The organism is Acinetobacter sp. LipI_19, from assembly GCF_058242925.1.
The window spans coordinates 1,492,697-1,513,408 of sequence record NZ_JBZAYK010000001.1; the positions used below are offsets into that span (position 1 = coordinate 1,492,697).

Annotated in this window: 22 protein-coding genes; 15 read left to right on the forward strand and 7 right to left on the reverse strand. The window is 35.2% G+C overall.

Annotated elements, in window-relative coordinates; all coding sequences use genetic code 11:
• Positions 1-78: 78 nt before the first annotated feature.
• Entirely contained in the window at positions 79-1,398 is a 1,320-nt protein-coding gene (locus AC4CVF_RS07165) for an NAD(P)/FAD-dependent oxidoreductase (protein WP_419327261.1), read from the reverse strand.
• Positions 1,399-1,696: 298 nt separating this feature from the next.
• Here AC4CVF_RS07165 and AC4CVF_RS07170 point away from each other — a divergent pair, with 298 nt between their 5' ends.
• The 11 genes from AC4CVF_RS07170 (at position 1,697) to AC4CVF_RS07220 (ending at position 11,050) form a co-directional block, all read left to right on the forward strand.
• The gene (locus tag AC4CVF_RS07170; protein WP_419327260.1) at positions 1,697-2,134 is read left to right on the forward strand and encodes a DNA breaking-rejoining protein; all 438 of its coding nucleotides are present in this window, start codon (positions 1,697-1,699) and stop codon (positions 2,132-2,134) included.
• Between the two features lie 352 nt (positions 2,135-2,486).
• Complete coding sequence (locus AC4CVF_RS07175; protein WP_419327259.1) at positions 2,487-2,702, forward strand: TMEM165/GDT1 family protein; 216 nt, start codon at positions 2,487-2,489, stop codon at positions 2,700-2,702.
• A 78-nt stretch (positions 2,703-2,780) separates the two neighbouring features.
• Positions 2,781-2,897, forward strand: coding sequence for a TMEM165/GDT1 family protein (locus tag AC4CVF_RS07180; protein WP_419359722.1), 117 nt, complete (start codon positions 2,781-2,783; stop codon positions 2,895-2,897).
• A gap of 296 nt (positions 2,898-3,193) precedes the next feature.
• Positions 3,194-4,681: a phosphoethanolamine transferase gene (locus tag AC4CVF_RS07185; protein ID WP_419820359.1), complete on the forward strand. Its 1,488-nt coding sequence runs from the start codon at positions 3,194-3,196 to the stop codon at positions 4,679-4,681.
• Positions 4,682-4,932: 251 nt separating this feature from the next.
• On the forward strand, positions 4,933-6,531 hold the full coding sequence (locus AC4CVF_RS07190) for a histidine-type phosphatase (protein ID WP_490789915.1): 1,599 nt from the start codon (positions 4,933-4,935) through the stop codon (positions 6,529-6,531).
• A gap of 62 nt (positions 6,532-6,593) precedes the next feature.
• Positions 6,594-7,268: an HAD family hydrolase gene (locus AC4CVF_RS07195; RefSeq protein WP_490789145.1), complete on the forward strand. Its 675-nt coding sequence runs from the start codon at positions 6,594-6,596 to the stop codon at positions 7,266-7,268.
• 100 nt (positions 7,269-7,368) lie between these two features.
• The gene (locus AC4CVF_RS07200) at positions 7,369-8,037 is read left to right on the forward strand and encodes a 2'-5' RNA ligase family protein (RefSeq protein WP_490789146.1); all 669 of its coding nucleotides are present in this window, start codon (positions 7,369-7,371) and stop codon (positions 8,035-8,037) included.
• A complete protein-coding gene (gene cobU, locus AC4CVF_RS07205; protein ID WP_336950998.1) occupies positions 8,025-8,537 on the forward strand; it encodes a bifunctional adenosylcobinamide kinase/adenosylcobinamide-phosphate guanylyltransferase in 513 nt (170 codons plus the stop codon). The genes AC4CVF_RS07200 and cobU overlap by 13 nt, the downstream gene beginning before the upstream one ends.
• A gap of 81 nt (positions 8,538-8,618) precedes the next feature.
• Complete coding sequence (cobT, locus tag AC4CVF_RS07210; RefSeq protein WP_490774087.1) at positions 8,619-9,671, forward strand: nicotinate-nucleotide--dimethylbenzimidazole phosphoribosyltransferase; 1,053 nt, start codon at positions 8,619-8,621, stop codon at positions 9,669-9,671.
• Between the two features lie 30 nt (positions 9,672-9,701).
• On the forward strand, positions 9,702-10,313 hold the full coding sequence (locus AC4CVF_RS07215) for a histidine phosphatase family protein (protein WP_336951000.1): 612 nt from the start codon (positions 9,702-9,704) through the stop codon (positions 10,311-10,313).
• Entirely contained in the window at positions 10,310-11,050 is a 741-nt protein-coding gene (locus AC4CVF_RS07220) for an adenosylcobinamide-GDP ribazoletransferase (RefSeq protein ID WP_490789147.1), read from the forward strand. Before AC4CVF_RS07215 ends, AC4CVF_RS07220 begins: the two co-directional genes overlap by 4 nt.
• A gap of 133 nt (positions 11,051-11,183) precedes the next feature.
• Here AC4CVF_RS07220 and AC4CVF_RS07225 read toward each other — a convergent pair whose 3' ends face one another.
• A complete protein-coding gene (locus AC4CVF_RS07225) occupies positions 11,184-13,271 on the reverse strand; it encodes a TonB-dependent receptor plug domain-containing protein (protein WP_336951003.1) in 2,088 nt (695 codons plus the stop codon).
• Between the two features lie 251 nt (positions 13,272-13,522).
• Here AC4CVF_RS07225 and AC4CVF_RS07230 point away from each other — a divergent pair, with 251 nt between their 5' ends.
• Positions 13,523-13,654, forward strand: coding sequence for a hypothetical protein (locus tag AC4CVF_RS07230; protein ID WP_336951004.1), 132 nt, complete (start codon positions 13,523-13,525; stop codon positions 13,652-13,654).
• 206 nt (positions 13,655-13,860) lie between these two features.
• Here the strand turns inward: AC4CVF_RS07230 and AC4CVF_RS07235 are convergent, their stop codons facing one another.
• The 5 genes from AC4CVF_RS07235 to AC4CVF_RS07255 all read right to left on the reverse strand — a co-directional run bounded on the left by AC4CVF_RS07235 (position 13,861) and on the right by AC4CVF_RS07255 (position 18,649).
• On the reverse strand, positions 13,861-14,397 hold the full coding sequence (locus tag AC4CVF_RS07235) for a DUF2058 domain-containing protein (RefSeq protein ID WP_336951005.1): 537 nt from the start codon (positions 14,395-14,397) through the stop codon (positions 13,861-13,863).
• Positions 14,398-14,412: 15 nt separating this feature from the next.
• Positions 14,413-15,087 (reverse strand): YoaK family protein, encoded by a 675-nt coding sequence (locus tag AC4CVF_RS07240; protein ID WP_336951006.1) that lies wholly within the window; start codon positions 15,085-15,087, stop codon positions 14,413-14,415.
• A 32-nt stretch (positions 15,088-15,119) separates the two neighbouring features.
• Entirely contained in the window at positions 15,120-16,316 is a 1,197-nt protein-coding gene (gene sstT, locus AC4CVF_RS07245; protein ID WP_490789148.1) for a serine/threonine transporter SstT, read from the reverse strand.
• A gap of 169 nt (positions 16,317-16,485) precedes the next feature.
• Entirely contained in the window at positions 16,486-18,213 is a 1,728-nt protein-coding gene (locus AC4CVF_RS07250; protein ID WP_336951008.1) for a SulP family inorganic anion transporter, read from the reverse strand.
• 124 nt (positions 18,214-18,337) lie between these two features.
• A complete protein-coding gene (locus tag AC4CVF_RS07255; RefSeq protein WP_336951009.1) occupies positions 18,338-18,649 on the reverse strand; it encodes an ArsR/SmtB family transcription factor in 312 nt (103 codons plus the stop codon).
• A 233-nt stretch (positions 18,650-18,882) separates the two neighbouring features.
• On the opposite strand from AC4CVF_RS07255, the gene AC4CVF_RS07260 reads away from it, so the two are divergent.
• The 3 genes from AC4CVF_RS07260 to AC4CVF_RS07270 all read left to right on the forward strand — a co-directional run bounded on the left by AC4CVF_RS07260 (position 18,883) and on the right by AC4CVF_RS07270 (position 20,711).
• Positions 18,883-19,140: a hypothetical protein gene (locus tag AC4CVF_RS07260; protein WP_303576033.1), complete on the forward strand. Its 258-nt coding sequence runs from the start codon at positions 18,883-18,885 to the stop codon at positions 19,138-19,140.
• Between the two features lie 6 nt (positions 19,141-19,146).
• Positions 19,147-19,890 carry an ATPase gene (locus tag AC4CVF_RS07265; protein WP_336951010.1) on the forward strand — a complete coding sequence of 248 codons (744 nt, stop codon included), beginning with the start codon at positions 19,147-19,149 and terminating at the stop codon, positions 19,888-19,890.
• 404 nt (positions 19,891-20,294) lie between these two features.
• Positions 20,295-20,711, forward strand: a complete 417-nt coding sequence (locus AC4CVF_RS07270) for a YeeE/YedE family protein (RefSeq protein ID WP_336951011.1) — start codon at positions 20,295-20,297, stop codon at positions 20,709-20,711.
• The last annotated feature ends 1 nt before the right edge of the window (position 20,712 follow it).

Genomic DNA, 20,712 nt, shown 5'->3' on the forward strand with positions numbered 1-20,712 from the left:
AAGCTGCTACTTTTGAATATTTACACACGCATATCTATTTGGTTGAGTAAGTTTTACTGTTGTATAACAGCCACTATTTTAAATAGGTGAAACTATTCCCAATATCTTTTCAGCTATTTCATTACCATTTAAATATGCTCCATGAACAGTACCTGCATATTTCAAACTACAATGCTCGCCAGCGAAGAAAATTTGTTCTCGAATGGGTTTGTGTAATACTTTAACCAGATCATCTGTGTGCTTCAGTGATGGAAAACTAAAGGAACCATAACTATAAGCATCAGAACCCCAACGTGTAATGATGAGCTTCTTAGGCTTATGGGGAATACTGCCGAATTGTTTTTTTAAGCTATTATAAATAAACTGGTATATTTGATTATTCGTTGAATTATCGATAAATTCTGATTGTTTTCCTCCAAACAGCATCAAATAAACTGGTTTTTTATAAATTTCAGATAAGTCTAAAATATTAAAACAGCCAATATCATTCCAATAGAAATCACTTATATGTCTGGCAGGTAGTTTTAATCTAAAAGAAAGCGGTTGTTCTAATTCAAAAAATACTTTATTGAATGAACCAAATCCAATATTTTTAATAGAATTAGCATAGTGATTAGGGAGCAAGGGATAAAATTCGATATGATTTTTTTGTAAAACACCGAGTGGTACAGTAACCACCACACGAGAACCTATGTAAAAATTATTATTGGAATCAATAATTTTTACATAATCATTTTTGCAGATGATTTTTTTTACATCTACATTTAATTTAATATCTAATTTTTTTGAAAGTACATCTATCACTTGATGATAGCCCGTGGGAAATATTACTTCATCTCCTTCAAAATAACCTTCATAATTTTTATAATTTGCTAAAAGTTGGTCAAGATTTGTCGCAAATGGATCATTTGCTATTCGCTCGAAAAAGTTAAATAATATTTTTTTAAGATAACACTCTGAAAATTTGCTACCTGAATAATCTAAAGAAGATATTATTTCTTTAATTGCATTCAGGGCAGATATTGTTTGTGTTTGAGAAAGTAGCATTTCTATTTTTTCTACATGAGATTCAAACTCCTGAACTTCTTGATCAGAAAATAGCAAACCATTTTCATGAAAATATTGAGATTTATAGTAGTTAAATATTTTTGTTTCAATGTGGTTTTCTTGGGTAATTTTCCATATAGGATTACCTTTAATACCATGAATCCATGATGCACCTAAATCAAAAACATCAGAATCAGATTTCAATGAATCTATTCGTCCACCTATACGAGATCTGGCTTCAAGTAGGGTAACTTTTTTACCACTTTCTTGTAGTTTTTTAGCGCATGCTATTCCAGCAATACCGGCACCAATAATAATAATCGGAAGATGAATATCGCGATTTTTTAACATAAAATTTATAGTACACTTATACATCCTAAAACTAGGATAATACACCTTATACTTTTTATACAAAATTATTAATATTTTTTCATTATAAATCAATAGATTGGTTTAATAGGATGCGTATTTCAACCTACAAACATGGCTTTTTATGGTAATTGGAGTCGGACTTGGAGGGCATATATGTAACTTCTGATCAACTTTGATACAAGGTAAGCGATATCTTTAATAAACCTATACATAACTTAAATAATAAATATTTAAATTTTCCTATACTTAGAGACAAGTAATATTATTAGGTTTTAAAATGAAAAACATCATAAGTGTTCCGCTTTTATCAGTTTTAGTATCATTTAGTTCACTATCTGCATTTGCTAAAACTTCTCAAGAATCTATAACCTTTTCCAAAGGTACAGATCAAAAAACACAGACAGGAAGTTTTAAGGGATATGATGATATTCAATATAAAATTTATGCAAAAAAAGGACAAGTTCTTAAATTTAAAATAAACAGTAATAAAAATTTAGCAAATATTAATTTTTTCTCTCCTAATAGTAAGCCGGGTAGGGATGAGGCAATTTTTATTGGTTCTACTGGTGGTCAAGTTGGTGAGCTTATTTTACCTTTGAGTGGTGAATACACAATACAAGTTTATCAGATGCGTAATAGTGCTCGCCAAAATCAGAAAGTTAATTTTCAACTTAATATTCAGATTCAAAATGAACTTAAACATGCTGCTAGGTGATCTTTTTAAGGCATAAAAATCCAATAATTTAAAGTATATAGTAGGTATAGAATTTATATTAATATGATATTGAAAGTACATTATAGATTTAATTTATCTACATAATGCATGATTGAAAACTAATCTTATTTCTACTAGAATACAAAAACTTCATTGGCAAGTAGCCGCTTTTTACTCAGGTAAAGAGGTGATGATCAACATAATTGCTCAAATGGGCATGGTCATCCTAGCAAAGAACTAAAAGATCTTTCGAGCATATATTTCTTTTTGCTGGCAAGACCTTTGATTTATGACTCTGCTCTGGCTAGAAAGAGTGACAAATCATTGGTTATTGCTAGCCAGAGAAATTATTATGCTATCCGCTTTGCTAATATCTCGTTCCGTATTTGCTTTATCCGAAATTGGGGATAAAACCCTATTATTGGCGTTACTACTTTCAGCTCGACTCCAAAAGCCTACTCCTATTCTTGTCGCTATATTTCTCGCAACATTACTAAAACATGGTGTTTCAGCTGTTTTAGGGCAGTGGATTACTACTGTTCTTAGTCCTACATTATTGTTTGGATAGTTTCTGTGGGATTTATCGGTATGGCTGTATGGATGCTTATTCCAGATGACTAGGCGATGAATCCGAAAGTATTAAAAAATGGCAAAAATATGGCATCTTTGGTGCAAGCTTTATACTTTTCTTTTTGCAGAAATTGGTGATAAAACTCAATTAGCTATGGTGGCTTTAGCAGCGCGTTTTGACAGCATAGCCTGAGTAACTATAGGGAAGAGTTTGGGGATAATGTTAGTGAATGCTCCTACAGTTTTCATTGGAAATAAGCTTGCTGGAAAACTTCCTATTCCATTAATTCATGAAATTGGCATACTTGTCTTTTTATTTATTTGGATCACTGTACTCATTCAATATTACTTTTTCTAACTATAATGAGGCGATTTAAACTAATGCCCATATATTGGCACCGCTTATTTTTTACTTTGTATCTACTTACTCCGCCACTTATTACTTTACTGCTATTGGGTTTAGCAGGTAACTGGTCGGATAGTGTACGATTGGCACTTTTATCACTACCAGGTTGCTGGCTGTGTTTTCAAGCGACCCAAAAATCAAACTTATTGTGGAAATTTTTTTCCATATTTTGGTGGTTTATCTTTATATTTCATACAAGTTTACTTTCAGTAAGTTGGCTATTGTTCAATAGTGATGCTGAAGCATATACAGTTGTAGAATCTATTGCGAATACAACATTTAATGAAAGTTTAGAGTTTTTTCATCTACATGTGGTTTTTTTTACGCTCTTTATTGGCTTTATTTTAATTGCTCTAATTTTATATTTTTCTATATTATTTAAATATTTTAATAAAACAGATTTACATGATCAGCAAGTAAACCGAGTGGGACGCTATGCTGTAGGTTTGTTAATATTACTATGTATAGTGAGTTATGCGTTTAAGCCTTCAATTGCTTTACATCCATTACTTTTTTGGTATGGATATTATGGCAATATTGCAGACTTTAAACTCCGTATTTTACAGCATGATAAAATACATAAAGAATGGACCCTTAATGCAAAAAAGAGGTTGGTTGTTGATGGTAAATTTAATAAAAAACAGATACATACGATTGTTTTAACAGATAGTATTACAAGTTTTAATTTTGGATTATGTGGTTATCCAAGAAATACAACACCTGAACTAACTAAACGTAGTGATCAGTTCAAAGTATTTTGTCGTGGATACGCACCTGCATCTTCTACTATTCAATCTTTACGTTATTTATTTAATGATGGTACACGGGATGTAATGGATGATAATGCGCCAGAAAATATCATGGCATATGCAAAGGCTGCAGGTTTTAAAGTTTACTGGATTAGTAACCAAGACGATGTTTATATTTCTTCGCTTTTTGCAGCTTATGCAGATAAAGCAGTATTTATAAATAAGAAATCAGGCCGTAGTAGTACTTCATTAGATGAAAAGATTCTTCCTGCATATAAAATTGCTTTAAATGATCCAGAACCTCGTAAATTTATAATTCTACATCTTATTGGTTCACATCCGAATTATAAAATGCGCTATCCAGAACAATTTTCTAAATTTAGCGATTCTTCAAATGATGAAGTAGAAGAAAAACTTGAAAAAAATGAGATAAGCCATTTAATTCAACTGAAGCGAAATGAATATGATAACAGCATACTTTACCAAGACTGGATTGTTTCAAAGCTGTTTGACCTTCTAACTTCCACTCAATCAGATTTTAGATCTTTTACCTTTTTATCAGATCATGGTAATGAAGTTGGACATGATCAGAACTATGCTGGACATAGTGCAAGTACCGAGGCTGGATATCGTGTTCCCATTGTTATTTGGTATGATCAAATGCCAACTAAAGGTATAAGAAGTGAAAGACCAATTGATGCTGGTGATTTAGATCGTTATATATTACATCTAATGGGGGGACATGACAGGTTAGATCGTAAAGAACAACTATGTTGGTTAGATCAAACCTGTAAATTTTTACCTGGCTTACTTTGGCATTAGCTAAAATAATCCAAGACATTGTTTGTGCTTTAAGCGGGTTTTTGGGTAAGTTGATAGTTTTTATTGAAATTAGATGGTCTTTAATAAGTATAGGAGTGTATCAACTCGTCACTATATTTCTTAATGGTTGGTATTTTCTTATTGCTGTCTTTTATTTTGTTGTTTTAAATGGAATAAATAGATAATGGTCATATCAGTGTCATGTTCTTTGATTAGTTTGCCTGCATTCAACCTAATATGATATTTCAATGATGAAACCATTTAAAATTAAATATTCTCTAATCATTTGTTTATATTCAGGAATTTTTTTAACAGCCTGCAACAATGATCATGATGATAACTCAGCTGTTGTAGTACCACCTAAGGCAGATACATCACTATATTTACAGACTAAACAACCCTATCAACCTCAGCAGAAACTAAGCAGTTATGAAGCAACACCCGTTGGTTATCATGCAGTTTTTACAGAATTAGTTGCTCGACATGGTTCACGAGGTTTATCGAGTATTAAATATGATTTAGCTTTATACAACATGTGGTTAAAAGCAAAACAGGAAAATGCCTTAACGCCATTGGGTGAACAATTGGGTGCCGATTTAGAAGCTATGATGAAAGCCAATATTCTATTGGGTTATGGGGTAGAAGGTATACGTCAGTATGGCTATGGCAACGAAACTTCTGTGGGTATTAAAGAGCATCAGGGTATTGCAGATCGTTTATTACTACGCTTACCACAATTATTTAATCAAGCTAGCCAACAAGGTAAATCTGTACAAGTCATCAGCTCGGGTGTGGATCGAGCGGTGGACAGTGCTAAATTTTTTACCCATGAATTATTGAAACAGCAACCGAGTTTAAAAACTGTAATTACACCAGCAAGTTATCAAAGTCTCAACAGTATCTCTATACCAAGTATTGTTGATGGTGGGGTAAATCGCTTTCATCTGTATTTTCATAGTTTAAATGTACAAGACGATTTGACCAATGTTAAAACGGATTTAGACAAAACAGTCTATGCTGCTAGCTTAAAATATCAAGATTTTGAAGAGAACGATCCAGACTTAAAACAAAAAATTAAAGCATTGAGTGCAGATCCTAATGCGCAAAAAATCGCAACAGATGTATTAAGCCCAATTTTTAAAACAGCGTTTATTCAAAAAATTGGTCAAACTGGCTATAGCTTTAGTAATTCAGGATCATTCACTGTAACAAGTCCAAAAGGAGAACAGATTACTGAAAAAGGAAAAGGTAAAAATACTATTGCCAGTGCAGTAGATGCTGCGGCTTATGTGTACGAGTTGTATTCAATCACCGATGGAATGCAAGACGAGCTTGGTGCGACCCATTTTAAAAAATATATGCCTATCAAAGCGGCTAAGTTTTATGCGCAATATAATGATGCCAATGATTTTTATAGTAAAGGCCCAAGCTTTGATACAGGAAAAGCTGTAACAACAGATATTGCCAAATCACTTAAACAGGATTTATTTAAACAAGTTGATGATGTTATGAGCAACACACAAAAGAATGTTGCTGTATTAAGATTTGCTCATGCTGAAATCATTATCCCTTTAGCAACTAGCTTAGAGTTAAAGGGGATGATGCAATCTGTGCCCTTGACACAGACGTTTAATTATTCAAATAGCGCATGGCGTGGTGAAGATATCTCACCGATGGCAGCAAACTTACAGTGGGATATTTATCAAAATTCGCAAGGGCAGACTTTGTTAAAAATGCTCTACAACGAAAAAGAGATTGCTTTTAAAAAAGATTGTGATTATGCCCGCTATAAAGCAAACAGCTATTATTATGATTATTTAAAGTTGAAACAATGTTATAATATTCAATAGATTGCTATAAAATTTTAGGGGAACTGGTTTCTCCTTTTTGATCGGTTTATAAAAGGAACACTGTGAAATTCCAGCGACATACTATTCAAGCTGCTATTTTTGATATGGACGGTACGATGCTGGACACTGAAAGGCTTAGGTTTAATGTATTAAAACAAGCGTCGTTGGAAATTATCGGTGTAGAGTTTAGCTTAGATTATTTGATGCAATGTTTAGGGCTTAATGCGTTAAGCTCAGAACATTTAGCGCAAAAGTTTTATGGTCAACATATTCCTTACCAGCACATTCGGCAGCGTGCTGAACAAATTGAACTTGAGATAGTTTTGTCGCAAGGCGTACCAGTGAAAGCTGGAGTTTTAGAAATATTAGCTTATTTGCAATCTCAAAATATCCTATTGGCTGTCGCTACATCTAGTACCCGAAAAATTGCTGAAAAATATTTAAAACTTGTAAAAATTGATCATTATTTTACCTTGTTGGTCTGTGGCGATGACGTGATACAAGGTAAACCACATCCAGAAATTTTTAACAAAGCCTGCACTTTATTAAATCTAAATCCGCAACACAGCTTGATGATTGAAGATTCTGAAAATGGGATTACTTCAGCAGATTTGGCTGGGGGAGTCACGATTTTGATTGAGGATATTAAAGCGCCGAATCAGGTCATGCTGGCGAGAGCAGATTACTATTTTGAATCTATGTTGGATTTTTATCAGGCAATCATAAAATCTGACTGAATAAAATTCATTTTCAATTGAACAACACTCAGTCAATTCAAGATTTAAACATGATGATTACGTGCTTTAATAGAAGCATTAAAATTAATGTGAATTTGATGTGTTTTTAGATTCTCAAAGTTTAACAACTCCAACTGAGACACATAATTATCCTGAGTGGCACAAAGGGAGAAAACACTACGCCTTATGGTACGTCGAAATTCATCATCCCGAATTATTAGCTTATTTAAATGATTTAACAGAAAAATTCTCAAACTATTTATTGCAACCCAACACACGCCAATTTCATATCACATTGTATATTTGTGGCTTTCTAAAAAAAAATAAAATGCAATTTGATGATGATTTTATTCAAAGCAAATTTCAACAACAGCTTAAAATTCTGACCCAAAACCAGCCAAATAGTTTTAAATTAACGACAGGAAAAATAAATAGTTTTAGTAGTGCTTTGTTTATAGAAATTCAAGATCATGAAAATAGCCTAAGCAATATTAGACAGTTATTATCCTATTCAAGCCAAGAAATTGCTGCATTACATTATTATCCACATATTACCTTAGGTCTGTATTCAACAGAGATTAGAGCACAAGAAATATTCAAAGCTATCGAAACGATTGATCAAAAAAGTTTTGAAATTAGCGTTGATCGGCTTAATTTTGGTATATATCAAGCGCAAGCCTTACAAGGGCCTTTAGCCACGTTACATCAACTTATACTCAATCCGAAAAAAACAGATGGATCTTGGGAGTGGAATTCATGTTGCAATTAATCCTTGGCGGCGCGCGTTCAGGAAAAAGTAAATTAGCTGAAAAGATCGCGAAAGACTCAAATCTAAAGGTCATTTATATTGCTACGGCCCAAGCTTGGGATGATGAAATGCAACAACGTATTTCACACCATCAGTCACAACGACCTAATGAATGGCGGCTGATTGAAGAACCACTCTATCTAGCAGATTGTTTAAAACAAATAGATCAAGAAAAGCAAGTGATTTTGGTCGATTGCTTAACCTTATGGATGAGTAATTTATTGATGCATGAGGACACAAATATGCAACGCATTGAATGTGAAAAATTGCTTAAAAACTTACCTAAATTAGAGTCTGAAATTGTTTTAGTCAGTAATGAAACTGGGCTAGGTGTTATACCAATGGGTGAAATAACCCGAAAATTTGTTGATGAATCAGGACGTTTACATCAACTATTAGGTCAAATTGCTGATAAAGTAGTGTTTTGCGTCGCAGGTTTTCCGATGTTATTAAAAGGATAAATATTGTGATTACTATCATAGAAATTTGAGCATTTTAACGATTAATAATGAATTTTTAAAAATTTGAGATGGAGAGTAACAATGAATTGGTGGTTAGAAGCATGTAAAGTACCAAATGCAGAAACAAAACAACAGGCTGAAGAACGTCAATTACAATTGACCAAGCCAACAGGCTCACTGTCTGTTTTGGAAAATGTCGCCGTGCAATTGGCTGCTTTGCAAAGTAACCCAAAACCTAATGTAGACAAACCTTGGATCACGATTTTTGCAGGCGATCATGGGGTGATGGCTGAAAATATTTCAGCATATCCACAAGCAGTAACTCGTCAAATGCTGCAAAACTTTGCAACGGGTGGCGCGTGTATCAGTGTGATTGCTAAAGAATATGCTGCCACTTTACAAGTCATTGATTGTGGTACAGTGGGTGAAGTTTACCAATATCAAGGGGTTGAGCGTCACAGTATCGCTCAAGGGACTGCCAATTTTGCTCAACAATTGGCAATGACTGAGCAACAATGTCAGCAAGCCATGGCGCTGGGGCGTGAGAGTGTAGCAAAAGCCATTGCACAAGGTGCTTCAATTTACATTGCTGGAGAAATGGGGATTGGCAATACCTGTTCAGCTTCAGCGATTGCATGTTTCTTATTAAATGAGCCCGCTGAGCAACTGACAGGTGTAGGCACGGGGATTCGTGCTGATCAGTTGATTCATAAAAAAAATATCATTCAGAATTCACTTGAATTACATAAAAATTATGTTAAAAATGATGCATTTAAAGTTTTGTGTGCTGTAGGTGGCTTAGAAATTGCTGCAATGACAGGAGCTTATATTCGTTGTGCTCAACTCGGCGTTCCTGTAATTGTTGATGGTTTTATTAGTTCTGTGTCGGCATTAGTCGCGGTACGACTCAATCCTGAAGTTCGACAATGGATGTTGTTTGGTCATCAGTCTGCTGAATATGGACACCAGCGTCTATTACAAGAATTGAATGCTGATCCATTATTAAAGCTTAATTTACGTTTAGGGGAAGGCAGTGGTGCGGGTGCTGCCTTGGGGGTGATTAAGTTGGCATGCAGTTTACATAACAACATGGCAACCTTTGCAGAAGCAGCTGTGATTGGCCAGAAAGTTTAAATTTATTCATAATTCAAAAAGAGCATATGCATGAAACTGAGGATTGATCTATTACGTCATGGGGAAACTACGCTGAATCATACTTTGCGTGGTTCGACTGATGACGAATTGACGGAATTGGGCTGGCAACAAATGCACCAGACCATTTCTTATGATCAATCTTCTGTGCAAACGAACTGGGATTTTATGTTTAGCTCGCCCCTTAAGCGCTGTTTTTCATTTGCACAGTCACTTTCTGAACAAGTAAAAATACCTCTAATGCAGGATCATCGATTACAAGAAATACATTTTGGTGATTGGGAAGGCATTTCAACACAGCAGATTTATGAAAAGTCCCCAGAGTTATTGGAAAATTTTTGGCAATCTCCGACACATTTTACCCCGCCGAATGCTGAAAGATATTTAGATTTTCAGTATCGAATTAAGCAAGCATTACAAGCAATCAAAGAGCAGATGTTGATTAGCCAAAGCCAAACTGCTTTGATTGTGACGCATGGTGGTGTGATTAAGCTTTTAAAATGTATTGCACTAAAGCAATCTCTTGATGATATTTTAAAAATGTCAGCAGAACTTGGGCAATTAAATCGGTTTATATTGGACAGTGAAACCATGCAGTTAGAGTTATTGGAGAGCAATAAATGACCCCATTTTTGATTGCATTGCAATTTCTAACGGTTTTCCCTGTTCATTTAAAAAATATGCCTTCGCCAAAACAAAATGGTCAGTCACTGCTATTTTATCCAGTGATTGGGTTTTTGATTGGTTTGGTTCTGTTTGCCGTTGCCAGTTTTCTACATGTTTTACCTGTTGTTTTACTCAGTACTATTATTCTAGTCCTCTGGATTTTACTCACTGGTGGTTTACATTTAGATGGTTTAGCCGATACTGCGGATGCTTGGGTCGGTGGCTTTGGTGATAAAGAAAATACTTTAAGAATTATGAAAGACCCAGCATGTGGACCATTTGGTGTGCTGAGTTTAATTGTTATCTGCTTGATTAAGTGGTCTGCACTGTATGTGTTATTACAAGAGCAATACTATACTGCTTTGATTCTATTTCCTATTTTAGGGCGTTTAACACCATTATTTTTATTTCTAACCACTGAATATGTCCGTGAAAAGGGTTTAGGTTGGTCTATTGCTCAATATATTCCTAAAACTTGGGCAATGATCATTTTTGGTATTAGTTTATTGGGTGCAGGTTATTTTGTCTGGGTAGGTTTAGTGACCGCGACGATTTTTATTTTGACCTTAATTTATCTTCGCTATAAATTTATTCAACGAATTGATGGCATTACGGGTGACACCATTGGTGCAAGTATAGAAATCGCAGAAACCGTCTGTTTACTCTGTTTTATCATTTGTGGTTTTTATATTTAAGCAGATTAAGAAAAACCGAAGTTTCTAAACTTCGGTTTTTAAATGGATCACTTATTTATGTTTATTTACTCATTATTTATTGGTAAGTAACTTATAAAAGTTTGATTTATATATGTATTTATTCCAATGAAAATTAGAATTTTTTCTCGACACTGAACAAGAAACTTGGAATAGCATCATTGACTCGAGCTTCATATAAACTACCATCACTTTGATTATTTAAACGCTCTTTATAATCTGTACTCAAAATATTACGAGCACTCAGTGTTGTTGCCCAAGCTTTAGGGAAGCGTTTTGTTGCACTAATATCGACATTTACACGTTCGTTACTTGTACGATCATAGGCAAGATTATCTAGAGCACGAGTAAATTCTGGCGTGTAAGTAAGATTAATACTGGTCGCTAACTGCCAAGGCTGGTAATTGTATGAAACGCCTGTACTAGCTGTATAAGGTGCAACATCACTGGCTAAACGAGTATTGTGATCGGTATCTTCGATTTTGGCGCGTACCGTCGATAATTGTCCATTCAACATAAATGAATGACCATTTTCAGTTTGTTTTAAAGCATAACGACCGGAAACTTCTACACCATAGGTTGTTGCTTGGTCTTGATTATATGGACGCTCAACAAAACGTGTACCTTCTTGACGAATCACTTTTTCGATATAGTCATCAATATCTCGATGAAAAGCCGTAATATTTATACCTCCTGTAGTAGTGTTATAACCCAAGGTCGTTTCCAGTGCAGTGATTTTTTCAGGTCGAAGATTGGGATTACCACCACGGTCTGGGTTATTGATAGAACCTGCATCAGCATCAGTTGAAATGGAAACAGTCGGCATGAGATTGTTACTATTTGGACTTTTATAGGCGCGACTAATATTGGTTTGCAAAGACCATTGATCGTTGAAGTCTAAACGATGTGCAAGCACAGGACTTAGGCTTTGATCACTATAACCAACCAAGCCTGAACGTTCTAACCATTCCTGACGCACACCCACGGTAAGCGTTTGACGTTTTGAAAATTTTAAACTGCCTTCCAAATAAAGTGCATAACGTTGCTCATCTAATGTATCAGCAATATTGCTTGCTAGCTCATTGTCACGCGCATCAAGTCCAAATTTTACTTGTTTACTTTCATCAAACTTGCGTACCCCATCATAAGCTAAACCGTATTCATTCACAGTTTCATCAATATAAGAACTGTATTGATTGGAACGAGTGGATTCAGTTTCATTTTGTTTTTCAATAGACAAGCGGACTTTGTCTGAGTCACCTTTATCTTTACGCTCATAACGGCTGTTTAAACGAATACTGTCATTTTTATCATTTTGAACTTGATTACTGCTAGAGCCATCACTTTCATTCTTACGATAAAAAATTTCTGAAACCAGTTTTCGTTGATCATCAATTTGATATTCAATACGTGGTGCAAACATGGTATTAGTACGATTGGTACTGCGTATTTGTTGGCGTGTACCATTTATATTTTCAATTTCTGTGCTTGTTTTACTGTCATTCCACATTTGATTGGATGAAACACTATAAATCCATGCACCATCACGCCCATCTGCTTGGACACTGATATTTTTACGTTGTTCTTCTTTTTGATCGGATTGGGTGATGCCATATCCTAATTTAACATTGCCACTGATTCGAGCATTGTCTAAGGGTTCTTTTAAAATGATATTGATCACTGCGGATGAGGCAACTGAGGCTTGAGCTACACTAGGTTGTTTGGTGATTTCAATTTGTTCAATCATTTCAGGCGTAATCGAGTCAACAATAGATATACCACCGCGTGGTCCACCTTGCACAGCTTCCCCATTAATCAAAAATACTGGTGCGCCACCACCACGAAAACGCATGCTGCCTGAACCGCTTGATCCACGCGGTCCTTGTCCAAATGTTGGCATTTGAAAACCTGCTGCACGTCTTAAAGCATCATTGACCGATTGATCGCCAAATTGTAGCATTTCTTCACGTGTCACAATGGTTTTAGCGACCGCACTGATATCAGGATCTTTAGCAGGTGTTTGTTCCGCTGCAAAAACCAAGGTTTTTAATTGTTGAGGTGATTCAGTTTCTTGATGTTGAGTCATTTCAATAGTTTTATTTGTAGATATCGTTTCATCATTTGCAAGGCTTGCAGAGGTGATAGCGCATATTGTAAGGCTTAAAGTACTCAATGTACCCCAGTAAAGTTTTCTACGGTGCATGTTGCATCGTTCCATTTATGTAATTTCGCGTAAGATTAGCGCACAATTATGTAGAAATTTTGAGGAAAAGTGCAGGGATAAAAAATAAATTTAATACTTAAACTGTTTTATTTATAGCCAACCTGTCAAAAAACTCAGATACAAGAATATATTTTCTCTTAAAAATAGTTTTAGTTAAATCAATTGCTTGGATATAAAAGCATTGCAATACCACATCTTACATTCAAAGTTTAAATACCGTTGCGTAGGCGATGCCTCACTTTTCGTGGGGATTGCCAAACCTTGCGCTGCAAACAAAGCAGTACTTTGTTTTTGCTCAGGTTGGGCGAGGGGTACGTCCTTTACCCCCGCCCAACGGCGATATCCATGTCGCCCCACGTTAGGACAAGCATCTATGATTTAAAAGTATAAAAAACGAATTGATTACCAATCGTTTCTAAAAGTTCACATAAAAACCTCAGCTTCATTTTTGATTAATGACTTGATGAAAATTAATTGTATGAATAATTAAATGGTTTGACTATAAATCAAAAAAAGCCTAATGATTGAAGCATTAGGCTGATGAAATTTCTAAAAATATAACAGGGGATTACCACATCAAATCATCTGGAATAACATAAGCAGCATAAGGATCTTCCTCATCTGTCACTTGTTCATTCTTCTCAGAATTGTTGACAATAATAAATCCATTCATTTTTTCATTGATACGTTCACCCAAAGCTTTGGGTAAAATTGCATACGCATCATTATTATCATGCGCGATCACCAAACTGCCTGAAACTAAAGCATTATAAATTTGCTGATTGATATAGATTTTTTTAATTGAACCATCAATAAATTGATAGACCGCATCGCCATCTGTATCTTTGATTTTATGTTGAGCTATCATTTGGATAATTGAAGCTTTTAAGGCTTTTTCATCTAAAACGCGTTGTTTCTCTTGATTCAGCGCTTGATCTTTACTGATTTTTTCTTGCTTGTCTTGTTCAATTTTAGCTTTAAGCTCAGCTTCATTGCTCTGACCTGTACGTTGCTCATGCTGTGCCTGCTTTGATAATTTCTTTGCTTTTTTATTATCTACTAAGCCAGCTTTGAGTAACTGTGCTTGTAACGCGTTTTTGACCATAACAATAACCAACCATTAAATGTGTTTCGAACCATGCCGAAAATAAATAAACCAATACGTTAAGCTGAGTATTAAACTTAATCCAGCAGGGATAAGGAATGAATTTAATTGTAAATAAGGATGTACTATACTGGCAATCAGTCCACCCAGAATAAATCCGAAAAGAATCAGTAGATGTAGTGTCACACGGCGTTTTTCAATGCCAAGGCCTCTAAAAAAATAACCTAAAGCCAAACCAAGATCCGTTAAAACCCCTGAAAGGTGTGTAGTGCGGATGATCGTACCTTTATAGTGACTGACCATAGCATTTTGCATTCCCATTGCTGTACTCGCCCAAAGCAAAGCATATTTTGGATAAAAAGGAATAAATAACCAGCAAAGGAGAATAAACACACCCACAAGACTAAGTGGAATACCATATCTCCGTTCGAGTTTAAAATTGCTATTTCCTAAAATAAAGCCACTATAACTTGAACCAATGACGTAACTGACAATCACCATAAATAAGTAAAGCACATATTCATATTGTTGATGAATAAGTGCTTGCGCAAATAAACTAGCATTGCCCGTCATATGAGAAATAGATTGATGTAGAACGGTAATTAAACCAAGTACGTTAATTATGCCTGCATTGACCGCAAGCATAAACGCACCTAGTTGAATCCAAACGGGCAAATACTGTAGAGGCATAATTCCTTCTTTTTGTTCATATACGCTGTATATTACTTTTTAGAAAGATCGACTGCTGCTGTAAATAATACATCAGTCGAGGAGTTCAATGCTGTTTCTGTTGAGTCTTGAAGCACACTAATCACCATACCAATTGCAATCACTTGCATTGAAATTTCTGAAGGAATACCAAATAAACCACAAGCGACAGGAATTAACAACAAAGAACCACCAGCAACACCGGAAGCACCACAAGCTGTTACCACAGAGACTATAGATAAGATCACCATAGTGACGATATCAACCTGAATACCAAGCGTATGCACCGCAGCTAGAGTAAGTACAGTAATTGTTACAGCAGCGCCAGCCATGTTAATGGTTGCACCTAGAGGGATTGCAACGTTTGCAGTGGTATCATTTACCCCTAATCGTTTTGCTAAATCAAGGTTTACAGGAATATTGGCAGCAGAACTACGAGTAAAGAATGCGGTGATTCCACTTTCTCTTAAGCATTTTAAAACCAATGGGTATGGGTTTTTACGCATCACAAAACCAACAATTAATGGATTGATGATCAGTGCAACAAAAAGCATGGTACCAATAAGAACAGCAATTAAGTGCGCGTAGTTTTTTAAGGTTTCTAAACCTGCTTGCGCAAATGTCGCAACAACTAAACCAAAGATCCCCACTGGAGCAAAAGCAATCACGACACGAATGATAGCGTTAATTGCATCTGCAACATCTGTAATCACTTGTTGAGTCGTTTCCGAACCGTGACGCAGTGCTGCACCTAAGCCTACCGCCCAAGCTAAAATCCCAATGAAATTGGCTTCATGTAAAGCTGTTATTGGATTGGTAATAAAACTGAGGAGTAAATTTTTTAATACTTCTGCTACGCTACCTGGTGGTTGTAAAGTAACTTCACTTGCGTGGGCAAAAATTAAAGTACTTGGAAATATTGTGCTTATCGTAATTGCACTAATAGCAGCCAGTAACATTCCAATTGCATATAATCCAAGGATTGGTTTTAAGTTGCTTGCGCCTTCACCAACTTTAAAGTTAGCGATAGACGAGAGAACCAAGACAAATACAAGAATTGGGGCAATGGATTTTAATGCTTTAATAAAAAGCTCGCCTAAAATAATGAAATATTGGGCTGAATTGGGGAATAGATACGCAACTATAAAACCAAGAATAATGGCAATAAGAATACGAGTAACTAAACTTAAACGTGCTAGGGCAGCAAACATGTTGAACCTTTATGCCTAAACTGGTCTAAAATCGATGAACAAGCCGCGTATTCTATACCTAAAAGCGAAAACTTAAATAATACAATTTCGCCATAAAAATTAAGATATTAAAAAATATATAGCTTTTTCAGGAATCATAATAAAAAATGTTGATAATTTAAACGATTATTTAACTAAAAGTTTGAGCATCCAATTTATGCATGGCTTGGTAATGCGTTAAATAAATATTTCCACTGAGCTGTTTAATTAAATTGGACTGTTTTAAACGATCCATGACTGGGCCTTTGACTTCTGTGAGATGCATTTGGATTTTTAATTTATTTAAATCACTGTTGATTTCTTCCAAAGTTTCTAAAGCACTTGCATCAATATTACTAATACTTGAGCAATTGATCACTACATGATGTAGTTCTGGATGTTTACTGACTTCTAAAATGATAAATTCTTTTAAGGTATTGGCATTTAAAAAACTTAGATTTTCATCTATACGAATAGACACAATATTGGTACTTGTTAAAACATCATGTCTTGAAATATTACGGAAATGTTGCGTGCCTTCAACTAAGCCAATGACGGCAATATGCGGACGGCTAATACGCCATAACAGCAATAAAAATGTAGAAATAATACCAATAATCAAACCTGTTGATATATCGATACACAATACCCCAAAGAATGTGACCCACATGGCAATTCCATCCGCTTTGGAATAATGCCATGTTTCGACAAAAGGTTTAAAATCAACTAACTTCCAAATTGATACTATAATGGTGACAGCAAGAATAGCCAAAGGAAGCTCTTTAAATAACCCAGTAAAATACAAGCTCACAATTACGATAAAAATTGATGATATAACGCCAGCCATAGGCGTTTTTGCGCCTGCATCAGCATTGACCACTGTACGTGATAAACTGCCAGTCACAGGAAATGCTGATGTGACACCTGCACTAAAGTTGGCTAAACCCAGTGCAATCAGCTCTTGATTACTATTAAGCTCACTACGTTGCTGAAATGCTGTGGTCTGTGCAATAGAAATAGATTCGACAAAACTCACCATGGTAATCATGGCTGCACCAGGTAAAAGCTGGATCACCAAATCCCAGCGCCAGTAAGGCATGGCAATTGGTGGAAATCCCGAAGGAATCTCACCCACAGTTTTGATACCAAATTGGTCTATATGCAGGAAATGTATTAACGCAATCGAAATAAACACCAGAACCAAGGGCAGTGCTTTAACCCAGAATTGAAGATAATTTGAAAATGATTTGCATAACTTTGATTTAAAGAAAACAGGCATGTAAAGCAAAAAGAGTATGGAGCAAACCCCAAAAATCAAAGTTTCAATACTAGTAAAGTTAATGTATTGCCAAATACTTTGGATAAACTCAATAACATTGCCTGATTTTAAAGGTATATCAAGTATAAACTTAACTTGACTAAGTGCGATCAGCACTGCGGAGGCGATGATAAAACTTTTAATGACAGGATGACTGATTAAACGAATTAAAAATCCGAATCTGAAAATGCCAAGTAAAGTTGAAAGTATACCGACAAGAAGTGCCAATAAACATGCAGCTTGAATATAGACTGGTGAGCCTACCTCATATAAGGGTTCAAGTGTTGCAAAGGTCATCATAGAAATCAGTGCTACAGGACCAATAGACAATGTTGGGCTACCGCCAACAATGGCATAGATGATCATGGGTAAAATACTGGCGTATAAGCCTGTCACAGGGGGTAAGCCTGCGACCATAGCATAAGCCATGCCTTGTGGTACAAGCATTGCAATGATGATTAAAGCAGCAAGAAGATCGGCTCTAAATTTAGGAACATTATAGTCTTGGAGCCATTGCCAGACAGGAAGTATTTTACTGAGTTGAACTTTAGGATCAGCCATTTGAATTTCATTAGCATATTTTCATATATATTATGCATAAAAAATGCTAAGAAAAATAGTGACAACTAATTTTTGTATATAAGGTATTGTTTTATTTTAAATTTATCTAATGTTAAAAGAAAAGCTAAATTTGTGGACAATATAAATCATATAATGTCGACAATACCACCGTCATTTTCTGATCTTTAATAGAATAATAAATTTGCTTTCCATCACGGCGCGTCGAAACAACATCACTTTTACGCAACATCATCAATTGTTGAGAAAGGGTGGGTTGGTTGATCTGAGTTTTTTCTTCTATTTGTGAAACATTTAACTCTTCTTGAGCAAGATGGCATAAAATTAATAAGCGATCTGTATTGGCTAAAGATTTTAAAATAGTTACCACTGAAGAAGCTGATTCACGCATTACATCAATTTCAAGATCACTAGACATAGGCAGGTTCTATCCGTTATTTAGCACATTATAACTGTGTCGGAAGTTGTCGTATGGCTTTTAGCATATGTTTTTTGATGAATTTCTAAATCAATTTTGTGAATATATCTTCACATTGTATTTTAATCTTCTACGGAAATAGATTTTCTGTGTTCAATGATGAATAAATAGACAAAAATAAGTGATATGTTAAGATGTAACTACAGCTAAAGTTTATGCTGAGGATATATGACATGACGACATTTACAGCAATGAAGACGACATTACGTGAGGAGGCAACGATTCCAGTGCTTGCTATCGATGCGTTTAGTGCGGCATTTAATCATGCAAGTCAGTCAAACGCTACAATCACTTATGTAAAAGATCAACAGCTGGTCCAACAAAGCAATGGTGAAGTCAAAGTTGTTGAAGATTTATCTTCTGCCTATGTGGTTCCCAAGCTTAAACACAGTGTGTTAAAACGTAAAAAGAAACAAGAGGTGATGGCATAACTTTATATGCGACAGCCGAGAATAAGAATGTTTGCTGGTCCAAACGGATCAGGTAAAAGCACAATTAAAGACTATTTAGCGCCCCATCAGATTGGGGCATATTTAAATGCAGATGAGCTTGAAAAACAATTATCTGCGACTCAAAGTTTGTGCTTAGATGATTATCATCATGATTTATCTAGCGCAGCGTTACTGAAATTTTTAAAACAAAAAAAACGTAAAAAAAATGACCAAGTCGTGCCGCTATTAACCTCAAAACCACAAATTGTGGATGGACTCATTATATTTAACCGAGATGAAATCGACTCCTATCTTTGCGCACGCATTATCGATTTTATTCGGATGGAATTTTTAAGGTTAAAAATGAGTTTCACTTTTGAAACTGTGATGTCGCATATCAGCAAAGTTGAGTTTCTACGTGAAGCCCAGAAACAAGGCTTTAAAACATATCTGTACTATGTGGCAACCGTTGACCCAAAAATTAATATTGGACGTGTGCAATATAGGGTTGCTACAGGTGGTCATGCTGTACCAGTGCAGAAAATCTGTGAGCGCTATTACCGTAGTTTAGATTTATTGATGTTGGCAATTGAAGCCTCAGATCGTGCATATATTTTTGATAATTCAAGTCACGGTGAAAAAGCAGCTTTTATTGCAGAGATAGAAAAGGGTGAAGTGCTAAAACTAAATCCTGTTGTAGAGTATTTCCCTAAATGGTTTGTAGACAAAGTATTGAGTGAGTTTAATTAATCTGATGATTATATCTCTTTCATAACCTAAAAATAATCCTGCTGAGTGAAGTATATTGGTATTGAAAGTTCTTTCTTAGTTTTTGAGAAGGCAAGGATAAGAGGGATTTTATGTTGATGCATTGCTTAAAAAAGGTCTTATAAAAGAAGTCTATTGGGAAAGTATTAAAAATTAAAATAAATCATAAAATATTGATTTTTAAAAATAAACGTAAATAAAATTATTCATATTTTTAAATCAAAACTAAAAAAATGCTGTGCAACTCTTTGGTAGAGCATATAGGGATTGTATTTGCAGTTATGCCTTTTATTTGCATATTTCTACATATATTTATCTGAATGATGAAGTTGATTAATTTAAATAATTATATATTATAAAAACGTATATTGTATGGGTTTAAAGCAATGCATGATTTCATATTGGCCTTTTGGGGTGGTCTTCTGCTCGGATTTGCTGTGGTTGGCTACCTATTTGTAAATGGTCGTGTAGCAGGGGTAAGTGGTCTAATCGCACAAGTCCTCAATACACACACGATTTTTAAAACCCCTGCTTTGTGGTTTTTGTTGGGATTATTTATCACACCATTTATCTATGGACAGATTTTTAATCCTGAAATTGTGATGCTAACGACAAGCCCAATTTTGCTTGTCATCGCTGGTCTATTGGTTGGCTTTGGCACAAGATTAGGCTCAGGCTGCACCAGTGGTCATGGAATTTGTGGGATAAGTCGTTTGTCTAAACGCTCAATTGTCGCAACCTGTACCTTTATGCTGGCTGGATTTATCACTGTGTATGTGATGCGCCATGTGATTGGAGCTTAAT